11 protein-coding genes are annotated in these 12,458 nt (G+C 36.5%); 6 read left to right on the top strand and 5 right to left on the bottom strand.

The window, feature by feature from the left end; genetic code table 11:
* The first annotated feature begins 10 nt into the window (after positions 1 to 10).
* The gene (locus HMPREF9699_RS04260) at positions 11 to 853 is read left to right on the top strand and encodes a GLPGLI family protein (protein WP_002662701.1); all 843 of its coding nucleotides are present in this window, start codon (positions 11 to 13) and stop codon (positions 851 to 853) included.
* 138 nt (positions 854 to 991) lie between these two features.
* Here the strand turns inward: HMPREF9699_RS04260 and HMPREF9699_RS04255 are convergent, their stop codons facing one another.
* From HMPREF9699_RS04255 to HMPREF9699_RS04245, 3 genes are read right to left on the bottom strand one after another with little or no spacing between them, the layout of a single operon-like run.
* Positions 992 to 1,495, bottom strand: a complete 504-nt coding sequence (locus HMPREF9699_RS04255; RefSeq protein WP_002662699.1) for a hypothetical protein — start codon at positions 1,493 to 1,495, stop codon at positions 992 to 994.
* Positions 1,496 to 1,505: 10 nt separating this feature from the next.
* Positions 1,506 to 2,801 (bottom strand): AAA family ATPase, encoded by a 1,296-nt coding sequence (locus HMPREF9699_RS04250; RefSeq protein ID WP_002662697.1) that lies wholly within the window; start codon positions 2,799 to 2,801, stop codon positions 1,506 to 1,508.
* The gene (locus tag HMPREF9699_RS04245; RefSeq protein WP_002662695.1) at positions 2,768 to 4,693 is read right to left on the bottom strand and encodes an ATP-binding cassette domain-containing protein; all 1,926 of its coding nucleotides are present in this window, start codon (positions 4,691 to 4,693) and stop codon (positions 2,768 to 2,770) included. Before HMPREF9699_RS04245 ends, HMPREF9699_RS04250 begins: the two co-directional genes overlap by 34 nt.
* A 281-nt stretch (positions 4,694 to 4,974) precedes the next feature.
* Here HMPREF9699_RS04245 and hutI point away from each other — a divergent pair, with 281 nt between their 5' ends.
* Genes hutI through HMPREF9699_RS04230 form a run of 3 tightly spaced genes read left to right on the top strand, consistent with a single transcriptional unit; the run spans position 4,975 to position 8,456 of the window.
* Entirely contained in the window at positions 4,975 to 6,210 is a 1,236-nt protein-coding gene (gene hutI, locus HMPREF9699_RS04240; protein WP_002662693.1) for an imidazolonepropionase, read from the top strand.
* A gap of 11 nt (positions 6,211 to 6,221) precedes the next feature.
* Positions 6,222 to 7,133 (top strand): formimidoylglutamase, encoded by a 912-nt coding sequence (gene hutG / locus HMPREF9699_RS04235; protein WP_002662691.1) that lies wholly within the window; start codon positions 6,222 to 6,224, stop codon positions 7,131 to 7,133.
* A gap of 24 nt (positions 7,134 to 7,157) precedes the next feature.
* Entirely contained in the window at positions 7,158 to 8,456 is a 1,299-nt protein-coding gene (locus tag HMPREF9699_RS04230; protein WP_002662689.1) for an aldehyde dehydrogenase family protein, read from the top strand.
* 151 nt (positions 8,457 to 8,607) lie between these two features.
* Here the strand turns inward: HMPREF9699_RS04230 and HMPREF9699_RS04225 are convergent, their stop codons facing one another.
* Complete coding sequence (locus tag HMPREF9699_RS04225; RefSeq protein WP_081580579.1) at positions 8,608 to 10,245, bottom strand: ABC transporter ATP-binding protein; 1,638 nt, start codon at positions 10,243 to 10,245, stop codon at positions 8,608 to 8,610.
* 198 nt (positions 10,246 to 10,443) lie between these two features.
* Between HMPREF9699_RS04225 and HMPREF9699_RS04220 the strand changes: the two genes are divergently transcribed.
* Together HMPREF9699_RS04220 and HMPREF9699_RS04215 are read left to right on the top strand one after the other, a co-directional pair.
* Complete coding sequence (locus HMPREF9699_RS04220; RefSeq protein WP_245946063.1) at positions 10,444 to 10,863, top strand: CD225/dispanin family protein; 420 nt, start codon at positions 10,444 to 10,446, stop codon at positions 10,861 to 10,863.
* A complete protein-coding gene (locus HMPREF9699_RS04215) occupies positions 10,860 to 11,279 on the top strand; it encodes a DUF2752 domain-containing protein (RefSeq protein ID WP_002662684.1) in 420 nt (139 codons plus the stop codon). The genes HMPREF9699_RS04220 and HMPREF9699_RS04215 overlap by 4 nt, the downstream gene beginning before the upstream one ends.
* A gap of 270 nt (positions 11,280 to 11,549) precedes the next feature.
* Here the strand turns inward: HMPREF9699_RS04215 and HMPREF9699_RS04210 are convergent, their stop codons facing one another.
* Positions 11,550 to 12,101, bottom strand: a complete 552-nt coding sequence (locus tag HMPREF9699_RS04210; RefSeq protein WP_002662682.1) for a hypothetical protein — start codon at positions 12,099 to 12,101, stop codon at positions 11,550 to 11,552.
* Between the last annotated feature and the right edge of the window lie 357 nt (positions 12,102 to 12,458).

The raw sequence follows: 12,458 nt of genomic DNA, 5'->3' as shown, positions 1-12,458 counted from the left end.
TCATCTTATAATGAAAAAAATCGTTTTCTTCCTTTTTTTGTATATCGGAATATTCATTCCAGCACAAAACACACGCATCATCTATGATTACCAATTCCTGAAAGATAGCACAGATACAAATAGTAAAATCATAGAACGAATGGTGCTGGATATCTATAGTCATCATTCAGAATTTTATAGTGAAGCGGTAGCCCAATCAGATAGTTTAAGGTTTGAAAGTGCTATAAGACAAATGAAAACAAGCAATAGCATTACCATTACTTCTGATATGAAAAAAGGAGAAGTAAGAGATAAAATAGCAAAGTACTATCCGCACTATGTTACTTTCCTCCACACAAGAGTTGGTGGAACGAGCTATAAAGTGAAAGACGAAAGAAAACTTCACTGGCATCTGACCTCAGAAACTAAAAAAGTGAACAACTGGGAGGTACAGAAAGCGAAAGTAACTTTTGCAGGAAGAAATTGGGAGGCATGGTTTACCAAAGATATCCCCCTACAAGAAGGTCCTTATAAGTTTCATGGCTTACCTGGGCTCATTGTAGAAATGGAAGACACCACAAAAACTCACCGATTTTCACTGTTGGAAATAAAACCGATGCCTAAAATAGAACTGGATAAAAACCCAACTAAACTATCCAAAAACTCGGTAGAGATTACCTTAGAAAAATTTAGGGAACAATTTCAGAAACACCGAAAAGATCCAACAATAGTAATGAGAATGGACACAGGAAAAATTTTTGATGCCAATGGAAATCCATTAGATATAAATAAAATCATTCGAGAAAGGGAACACAAAATGAAAGAGAAGATAAAGAAAGAGAACAATCATATAGAAAGAGATTTGTTATATTAAAAACCACATTCTATACCGGCTAAAAAATACAACTTTCTCGTTTAGTTCAAGATTTAGCTTCCTCAGAAAGTCCGTTAAAAAAGACACCGTCCTAGTTCAGAGGACGATGTCTTTTAGTCTATGGAGATTGTGAAATTATCATATTTCAATTCTTTGCTGAATACTCAAAACATAACCTGTATCATCCTTAAACTTTTCCATTCTATTTTGATTTTTCTCATTTGATTTTCTAACTTTTTTATTACAAGTATATGCTCTTTTAATCTTAAATTTTTTTGCTTCCTGTTGTTGTTCAAAAAGAATTATTGTTTCTTTAAGTTGGTTTACAGCTTTCTCCTTCCAGCCTTTAGGATTCCCCCCTCTTTGTTTCAATTCAACAAAAATAATGGTGTCATCAAAATAGAGTAACCCATCACATTTTGAGACATCTGTACCATCATCCCTTTTTAGAGTAATGCAGTTGTCAATAGCCACAAAATGAACCTTTGTTTGATGGTGATTTTCTATTACAGCAATCCAATTCTGTCCATTTTTTTCATCTATATAGGCAGGATTTTTTGCTGGTGGTGGGTCATCACACAATCCAAATTCTTTTTTAGATGAAAAGCTATTACAATTAGTGTTAAAAAAGTCAATTTTCATTTCTAATTTATTACTCAATTTCTAAAAGTTGTGCAAAATCCTCGTTACTTTGTACGAGTTCTTGGTTTAAGAAATCATCGTCATCAGGAATGCCATTATAATTTCCTAATTTTTCTATGCTTCCGTCTAAATTCATTTCATAAATAGCAACTTTTTTCCCTTTAATGGCTGACTTTGTAGGTACTATTTCGTTAATTTTTTTTTCTATAGAGCTGTATTTTTCTAATAAATTTCCAGCTTTAACTAAAATTCCGATATGATTAACAAGGTATGGACTATGCGTTGTGATGATGAGTTTGTTAGCTTCGTTACTATTGTTGAATTCCATCAAGCTATTGAACATTTTTTGCTGAGAAGTTGGATAAAGATTTTGCTCTGGTTCTTCTACAATGTTAATAAAAGAAGACTTATTAAAACGAGAAGCTACTTCTGAAACAAGAATTCTTTTCTGCTCTTCTGTCAAGTCTTTATTAGAGTAAATATCTAATGCCTGTTTTCTAAAACGCTCTCTCTCGTCAGAGCTCATACCTTCCTCTTTGTCATCTATTCCTTTTTTTATTCTATCCGTTAGATACTTAGAAACAAGATATAAAGGAGCTAAGGATTGGAAGCCACTAGAAGCTTCGGACAATTTTATTTTATATTCCTCTTCATTCGAAATATTTAGCACATCATTTAATCTGTCATATTCCAAATAAATATCATTGATAGGTAATTTTAGTTTTTGTTTGATATTTTTTTTGGCTTTTTCAAATTCTGCATTAAAATCTTGAAAAGAATCTGAAGAAACTTTTAACTCTTTTGCAGTCCTTACATAAGCAATAAAGTTTCTCTCGGCAGGGACATACATAACTTGGGGAAGAGCATACTTTTTATCAAGTTTTTCAATGTTTAAAATATCATTTTTAAAGGTAATACGGCAAGCATCTCCTTCGTATTCTATTTCAGAAATTGTTTTACCATTTTTCTCTATAAGATAATTTTCTAGACGATGATAATTCAAAAATTGATTTTTTAATTTATTCTTCCTTGAAAACCATTTATTATCATAATCACCTCTATAATAAGCCTTTTCCATCCAAGTAAAAGTAGAAATAAGTTTAGCGATAGTACTTTTACCACTTCCTTGATTCCCAATGAAGATCGTAGTTTTTTCTATATCCACCCACCCATCATTGTCTTTTAATCCTTCTTTTATAGGACCAAAATTTTTTATTTTTATTCTACTCATTGCTATTCTAATTAATCCATCAAAAGTACTAAAAAAATAAACTACATGTCCATTTCCATCATCAGCGTTTCCCATTCCTCCATTATTTCTGTGAGTTCTTGTTTCAGTTGGTTGTATTTTACCAGTTCCTCATCGGTAGGGTTTACCTTGCTAAAAATCTCTTCCAGCGTTGCAATTTCCTTTTCATAGTCCGCAATTTTTTCTTCCGCCTTTTTTATTTTGTTTTGCAACTGCTTTTGCTCTTTGCTAATGGCAACTGGCTTTTGGCTATTAGCAGATGGCTTTTCTTCTCTCGTATCTTGTACCTTGTTTTTTATCTCTAATTTTGCTTTTTCAGCAGAGATTTCTCTAATGCTTTCCTTTTGGCGAAACTCTAGATATTCATCTATATTGCCTAGGAATTCTTTCATTTTACCATCTCGGAACTCAAAAATTTTATCACAAAGCCCTTGGAGAAACTCTCGATCGTGGGAAATGACGATGAGCGTTCCGTCATAATTTTGCAGAGCCAGTTTAATGATTTCCTTAGACTGAATATCGAGGTGGTTGGTAGGTTCATCCATAATCAAGGTATTGAACGGACGAAGGAGCAATTTACATAATGCCAAACGGTTTCTTTCCCCTCCCGAAAGCACTCGGGTTTTCTTGGTTACTGCATCCCCCTGAAAAAGGAAACTTCCCAGCAAATCTCTCACTCTTGGGCGGGTTTCTTCCGTGGCAGCATCTTCGGCTTCCTCCAGAACGGTTTTATTGGGATTCAATACTTCCTCCTGATTTTGGGCAAAATAGCCGATGTTCACATTATGTCCCAGCGTCCAGCTTCCCGTATAGTCCTTAATTTCTCCTGCAAGGATTTTTGCCAAAGTGGTTTTCCCTTGTCCATTTTGCCCGAGGAGTGCTATTTTTTGTCCTCTCTGCACGAAGAAGTCCACTTGGTCAAAAACTTTTTTATCACCATAAGATTTCCCCAGATTTTCCGCTTCAAAAATCACTTTTCCAGGCACTACACTTTGCTGAAAACGAATATTAAATTTAGAAACATCTTCATTATCCAGCTCTATTCGTTCTATTTTTTCTAGTTTCTTAATTAAAGATTGGGCAAAACTCGCTTTGGTAGCCGATGCACGGAAACGGTTGATATTATCTTCCATTTGCTTAATTTCCGCATCTTGATTTTTCTTGGCTTGTTCCAGTTTCTCTCTTCTTTCGGCTCTTAGGGTGAGGTATTTAGAATAATTTGCCTTATAATCGTCAATTTTTTTATTGTTGATGTCAAAAGTTCGGTTGCACACCGCTGTCATAAACTGTTTATCGTGGCTCACCAAAACAATAGCCCCTGGGTAATCTTTCAGGAAATTTTCCAACCAAATGATGGACTCCATATCAAGGTGGTTGGTAGGCTCATCGAGGAGCATAAGGTCATTTTTTTGAAGTAAAAGCTTCGCCAACTCAATTCTCATACGCCAACCGCCCGAAAACTCATCGGTAATTTTATTGAAATCATCCGCCTTGAAGCCCAGCCCAAGCAATACTTTCTCCATATCACCTTCCAGATTATAGGCATCATGGTGGTGCAGCAGGTCATTTAGTTCGGTCATTCGGTGGATAAGGTCATGGTAAGCCTGGCTTTCATAATCGGTACGAGTGGCAAGTTGATGGTTTACCTCTTCCAGTTCCGCTTTCATAGCATTGATTTGCTCAAAAGCCTGCATGGTTTCGTCCCAAACGGTTCGTCCCTTCACGAAATCCAAATCTTGTTTCAGGAAACCAATCGTAATATTCCCTTCAGGAACAACATTCCCTTCATAGAAGCTTATTTCCCCCGAAAGCATTTTAAGCAAAGTGGATTTCCCTGCACCGTTTTTCCCTACCAAACCTATTTTATCTTCTTTTTTGATGGTAAAGTTTACATCTCTAAACAAATAATTCCCCGAATGATGCAAGCCTAAGCCCTGAACTGATAACATATTTCCGATAATTTAAGCGGCAAAAATACGAATTTTAATTGGGGAGGAGAAAGCAAAACAATGAAGCATCTAAAGCTCAGACAAAAGATTAATCATCCCCTTTTTTATTTTTTCAACGAGAAAACTCACCCGAGTACTTTTATGTGTACCTTCTCAAAACATTAGCACTTTGAGAATTTCCCTCTTCGGATATCTAACAAAAACTTCACCTGAAAACTTTAAAATCGTTGCTCTTTAACACAAAATTTGCCTGAAAATAGATTTTTGCCTACCTTTCGGCTATGAAAATCGTAGGACCTTTTACACAATTGCTCACGCTGGATAAAATGCCATTGCGTGGGAGCTTAAAAGATGAACAGTTAGAAATTATTTCGCATGGAGCCTTGGTTTTAGAGGGAAACAATATCATCCAATCAGGGAATTTTGAAGAGCTAAAATCGCAGTATCCTCATGCGGAAATAGAAGAAATAAAAACCCCTTCTGTAGCACTTCCGGCTTTTATAGATGCCCATACACACATTTGTTTCGGGGGAAATAGAGCAAATGATTTTGCGATGAGAAATGCAGGGAAAACCTATCTGGAAATTGCAGCAGCTGGAGGAGGGATTTGGAGTTCGGTACAGCATACGCGTACCGCCAGTGAAGAGGAGCTATTAAATTCTATGCTAGAAAGAATAGATTTCCTTATCGCTCAGGGCACTACCACTATAGAAGTAAAATCAGGCTACGGATTAGATAAAAATTCGGAACTCAAAATGCTCAGGGTAATCCAAAAAGCACAAGAAAAAACTACCGCTACCATTATCCCTACTTGTCTTTCGGCACATACATTACCCAAAGATTTTAATGGAGATTCTAAAGCTTATTTACAATATATCATAGATGAAATTTTACCTGTAGTAAAGGCAGAAAACCTCGCCCAAAGAGTGGACATCTTCATAGAAAAATCAGCTTTTGGGACAGAGGAGAGTAAAGCGTTTTTACTGAAAGCAAAAGCTCTAGGATTCTCTATCACCGTTCATGCCGATCAGTTTACGCCAGGCAGCTCTCGCATTGCGGTAGAGGTAGGAGCGAGTTCCGCAGACCACCTAGAAGCCACTAGTGAAGAAGATATCACTTTTTTGGCAGCATCAGACACCGTAGCCGTGGCGCTACCTGGAGCTAGTTTAGGCTTAGGAGAGCCTTTCACACCTGCTAGAAAACTTTTAAATGCTGGAGCTATTCTCGCTATTGCCACCGATTGGAATCCAGGTTCAGCACCGATGGGTAACCTAATTTGCCAAGCGTCTATTTTGGCCACTTATCAAAAACTTTCCTCTGCGGAAGTTTTGGCAGGAATTACCTACCGAGCGGCACATGCACTAGAACTTTCGGATAGAGGAGTTTTAGCAAAAGGTAAAAAAGCAGATTTTGTTATTTATCCTACGGATAATTTCCAAAACATACTGTATAGACAAGGCACATTACTCCCTTCGGAGGTGTATATTTCAGGAAAAAAAGTACTCAAAAACGGATAAATATAAACATGATGAATACAATTTGGCAAGGTAGAAATGATGGCGATGACCCATTGGTAGCAAGGCTTTTTCAAAGTGTAACAATGAATGGCGTGGTAGAAGAAAAGGATTTCTTTCTTCACGGCTTTGCAGTGGACGAAGGGGTAAGAAGAAATAAAGGCAGAACAGGAGCAGCCCAAGCTCCAGATATCATCAGGAAATCTATGGCCAACTTCCCCGTAACTACGCCTCATTTTTCGCTCAAAGATTTTGGTAATATAGCGTGCAAGGATGGTAATTTAGAACAAAGTCAAAATGATTTGGCTGTGGCGGTAGCTCAGAAGCTCATGGCAGGGGGGAAATCCATTGTCTTGGGTGGAGGACACGAAGTTACTTTCGCTCATTATTCAGGGATAAAAACCGCCTTTCCGAATCAGAAAATAGGTATCATTAATTTCGATGCACACTTTGATAATAGAACGCCCGTAAATGGGGAAGCAACATCTGGAACAGGATTTTATCAAATCGGACAGGGAGATCATTGGGCTTCACTACACATAGGTATTCAAAGAAATTCTAATACCTTACTACTATTTGATACCGCCCATCAGCTGGGTATGAAATACATTTTAGCAGATGAGTTGTTCTTTGAAAATCTCCCGAATTTGTACCTCAAAATAGATGCTTTTTTAGCAGAAATAGATGTGCTATACATTACCATTTGTATGGATGTTTTTAATGCAGCCATTGCCCCTGGAGTTTCTGCCTTGGCGTACAATGGTATCTTTACTGATGCTGCTTTTATGCATCTGTATAGGCATATTCTACAATCGGATAAGCTGAAAGCATTAGATGTAGCCGAAGTAAATCCGCTGTATGATATAGACAATAGAACTGCCCGACTGGCCGCTTCACTGGTCAATGAATGGTTTATGCATAGCTAATGCACAATTAAAATCAATTAAACAATGAGTTCACAATATAATTTCCCTTTGGATATAGAAGCCTCTCAATCGGCGTATGAAGCGTGGAGAAATGTCTCCTTTTCAGAAAGACAACAATTACTGCATCGTTTGGCAGAAATTCTTGAAAAAGAAAAAGAAAGCCATGCTCATACCATCACTACGGAAATGCATAAGCCCATCTCTCAATCTATAGCAGAAGTGGAAAAATGCGTTTCTATGATTCGGTATTATGCCCATATTCAAAATGTTTTGGAAGTGGAAAAAGTTCCAACAGAATTTTCTATCTCCGAAATTCATCATGAACCATTGGGAGTAATTTTAGGAATCATGCCATGGAATTTCCCTTATTGGCAAGTATTTAGGTTTGCAGTACCTACACTGTTATCAGGCAATGGGGTGATTTTAAAACATGCCTCCATCTGTTTAGAAAGTGGAAATCAAATTCAAAAGTTATTTGAAAAAGCAGGTTTTCCTATTCACATTTTCACTCATATCGAGCTCAATTACACACAAGTAGAGCAACTTATAGCACATCCCATTATTAAAGCCGTTTCTCTTACAGGAAGTGAAGCAGCGGGTAGAAAAATAGCTGCATGGGCGGGGCAAAATTTAAAAAAATGTGTTTTAGAACTCGGAGGGAATGATGCATTCATCGTATTAAAAGATGCTGATATAGAGAAAGCGGCAAAAGCTGCTGCTTTGGGAAGACTCCAAAATACAGGGCAAACCTGCGTGGCTTCTAAAAGATATATTGTAGAGGAAACTATTGCAGAGCAATTTGTAGATGCATTAATCAGTGAATACAGACAATACTCCCCTCAAGATGTATATCAAACTTCTACCCATTTAGGAAAAATGGCAAGACCCGACTTGGCCGATGAACTGGAAGCTCAATACCGAAAAGCCCTAGACCATGGTGCAAAAATCATTTTACCATTGGTACGGTTAGACGCTTCTTCATTTGAACCAGGATTATTACTCATGAATGAAGAGAATCCTGTGGCTCAAGAGGAATTATTTGGTCCTTTGGGAATGCTATTCGTGGTACCTAATGCAGAAAAAGCGGTACAACTGGCCAATAATACGCCCTACGGACTTGGAAATGTAGTTTTTACACAGAATACAGAAAAAGCAAAAGCCGTGGCTCAGCGTTTGCAAAGCGGTGGCGTAGCCGTGAACCAAATATTTCGTTCTGATGAACGCATGCCATTTGGAGGCGTTAAGAATTCGGGGTATGGTACAGAGCTTTCTCCTTATGCACTATTTGAATTTACCCACAGAAAAACCATATTAGGAAATTAGAAAGAGGAAAATAGGCGATAGGCAATAAGCTTTAGGCAATAGGCTTTTTTAAAAAAAAGGCTTCCAGCTTTTGGCGGATGGCGATTAGCCATTAGCTTCTAATCTCTAACATCTCATCTCCAACTTCTAAAATCATTGTACACGAATAATATCATTCTAACACCAGTACTTTATCGGCAAATTTAGTACTGCTTTCTCGGTGGGTAATGATGATGCCCGTTACTTTAGAGAAATCTTGTAAGGTATTTTTCAGGATATTTTTTTCCGTTTCGGTATCTAATGCAGAGAGTGAGTCATCGAAAACCAAAATTTTAGGCTGTGTAATTAGAGCTCTGGCAATGGCAATTCTCTGCTTCTGTCCGCCCGAAAGCATTACGCCTCTTTCTCCTACCATGGTATCGTATCCGTGCTTAAAATCCACAATATTTTTATGAATATCTGCTTTCTTAGCATAAGCGATGATTTCCTCTTGAGAGGGATTATCCTTGGCAAAACCAATATTTTCTGCAATGGTATCAGAAAAGAGGAAAGACTCTTGAGGTACAAAACCGATATTTTTTCGGTACAAATCTAAATTATGTTCTTTCAGATTTTTTCCATCTACTAAAATTTCACCTTCCGTAGGGTCTATTAGCCTGCAGAGTAGGAGTACAATGGTAGATTTTCCACTCCCCGTTTTCCCCATAATGGCAAGGGTTTCTCCTGCTTCTATGGTAAAACTGAGATTCTTAATCGCTTCTACACCCGTATTAGGATAGGTATAAGACACATTTCTAAATTCTATTTTTCCGTGAATAGGATAAATGGCTTCATTATGATTCTGAATGTCTGATTTTGCATCTAAAAATTCATTAATCCTTTCCATAGATGCGGCAGCTCTTTGGTTAATAGAGGTAACCCAACCTACCAATGAAAAAGGCCAAATCAATATATTAATGTACATAAAAAAATCTGCAATTTTACCAATAGAGATTTCCCCTACCAAATATTTTTGCCCTCCCATATAGAGAATAAATACATTAATAAGCCCTACCACGAATAACATTATCGTATAAAATGAAGCCTCTGTTTTGGCTAAATCTAATGCTTTTTTTTGGTAATCTGTTATATTTTCGTTGTATTTAGAAGCGATGTATTTTTCTTTAGCAAAAAATTTTATTACTCGGATTCCTGAAAAACTATCTTGTACGAAAGTAGAAATCTTGGACTGACTTTTTTGTGCAATTTTGGATTTTTTATTGATAATAGAACTTACTTTATAAATAAAAAAGGACAAAACAGGAAAAGGAAGCAGGGTCCACAGCGTCATCTCTACATCGGTTCTGAGCATGTACACGCTCGTTATCATCAAGAGAATACCGAGATTAAAAAGATACATCACGCCAGGCCCTAGATACATCCTCACCGCCACTACATCTTCGCTCAGTCTATTCATAAGGTCTCCTATGGTGGTTTTCTTATACTGAGTGATACTCATATTTTGGTATTGATGATAGATTTTATTTTTGAGTTCAAACTCTATTCTTCTAGAAGCCACAATAATGGTTTGCCGCATCATAAAAGTAAAAAAACCCGTAACCAATGAAGACCCCACTATAATAGCCACATTAATCAATACTTGCTGATTAAAACCTATATCAGGATGGGCAGCTATTTCGTCCACACTTTTGCCTATAAATTGTACCTTGTATATCATGAAGAAATTACTGGCTATGATGAAGAGTAGGCCATAAAAAAGAAGCACACGATGCTTCCAAAAGTAAGGATTAAGTGTTTTTAATGACTTCACGATTAGATTCTGTAAGTTTACAAAAGTACATAATAATTAAGATATCCTAAGGATGTTTTAATGAAAAAGAATAGGTTTTTGTACTCCGTGAAAATTCTAAGAATTACCGTGGATAATTTTTTCGTTCATTTACTTTAGTTTACAATGCCTCTATTTTTTGGGTAAAATTTATTGTTTATTTTTGTTTAAAACTAAAAAATGATGGGAGAGTACAATACTTATGAAGGAGATTATCAGAAAGACGAAAGAGGCCATTCTTCTAAGAAAACAAAGCAAAAAGAAAATGCTGATACAGTAAAAGGTACTTCACAAGAAAAATACGCTTCTTCTACCGCTGAGCAAAAAGCATCTCAAAAAGAAATTCCTGAGAAAATGCCTTATCATCAGTTGGCTCCCGCCATTATTGTTACGCTCTTCTGCTGTCAGCCTTTGGGAATTTTCGCTATTATCAAAGCTATCCAAGCAAAAAGAAAGTGGTCAAAAGGAGATCAGCAAGGAGCAATAGAAACGGCACAGCTTGCAAGAAAACTGAGTATATCTGGGGTCATCGTTGGTGCTGTAATGCATGTGTTATTCGTACTATTTTCCATTTTTCTAGCTGCCGTCCAAAGTCCATGAGAAACAAAAAACTTTTTTTATTCCTTATTATAATTGGAGGAGGACTGGTGGCATTGTATTATTATTACAATCCTGCCGCTCCATCTACCTTTTTTCCCTCTTGCCCTACGAAGACTTTTCTAGGTATTTATTGTCCAGGGTGTGGCTCTCAAAGGGCTACGCATTATCTTCTTCATGGAGATATATACACCGCTTTGAAATACAATCCGCTATTTGTGGTTCTTCTCCCTATTATTATGTTAATGCTCATTCAGTTGGCCGTACAAAAATTCACTTATCAGCAATTTAGAATTCCTTTATTTGAAAAACAATGGTTCATCTTAGGTTTGTTTTTTATTTTCTGTATTTATTTCATTATCAGAAATATTCCTTTAGATTTTTTAGAATTCTTACGACCTCCAAAGAAAATATTATGAAAAATGATACTAAAAAAGAGGGTATTGTCCCATGAAAAAAAAACGCAATCCCAATTACCAAAAAGCCTTTATCCTAATGACTTAAGGAAGTATCCTTATCACGGAGCAAAATCCTTTTTCCCCTAAAGAAATGGCAAAAGTTATTGTTCAGCAAATGATATAAGGAATTGTTTTCTAATTTTTGGGGACATATTCTCAAAATATTCATTTTCCAAAAAGCAATACCACAACATACAAATGAGAACAACCACTTGATAGGAAAAAGTCATTCTAAAACGCTTTCCTTTTTACCCATTTTTTAGGGAGTACATAGAGATTAATGAAAATAAACAATAGACTGAGGGAAATCCAAATGGCATTTCTGTTATTGGTATAGATATGAGCTTTCACCGCTTTTTTCCCCTCCTCAGAGAGCTGCTTGGAGCCTAATAAATAATTTTCTACTTCAATAATGGCATCTATATTTTTATTAGAAATGATATGCTGTGAGAAATACACCATATTATCTTTACCTAAAAAACCTATGAGCCATAATTCATGAGCATCTTTCATCTGAAGCCTTTCTAATCTGTAATACTCAGGACGAATTTTACCACTATGGAGCGTTTCTTTGTCGGTTGTACTAGGATTTTCAGAGTTTTGGGTTACTTTTATCAGATAGAAATCTATGGCTTGGGGGAGCTTATTTCTTATCTCCACACTGTATGCATCTTTTGTGTTTTCAGAAATAAACCCTTTAGTAAACCAAAAAACATAGAATACCAAACCTACTAAGGTAATCACTTGCCGTACCCCGATCAGCCGAATACGATATTGCTCCATAAATTTACCCGTGAACAATACCGAAAACAACAACAATAAAAATATCGGAAAAATATAATGCTCCATACTGCAAATATATAAAAGATTTAAAGACCTTTACACCTAAGGTACGGGGCAAACGCATAAGATTTTATTTGCAAAGCTCTTATAAAACTATTGACGACCATTAACCAATAGCTATATGTAGTCTTAAAAGACGATAAGCAATAGGCAGAAACCATATGCCAAAAGTCTTTATACTTTTTACATGGTACAACTCTTGGTGCAGAAATGGACCAGCACAGTGCAGAAATGAACCAGCACGGTACAGAAATGAACCAGCATGGTGCAGAAATGAATCAGCACAGTGCAGAAATG

The organism is Bergeyella zoohelcum ATCC 43767, assembly GCF_000301075.1.
Classification (GTDB): domain Bacteria; phylum Bacteroidota; class Bacteroidia; order Flavobacteriales; family Weeksellaceae; genus Bergeyella; species Bergeyella zoohelcum.
This window is presented reverse-complemented; position numbering and strand designations above follow the sequence as displayed.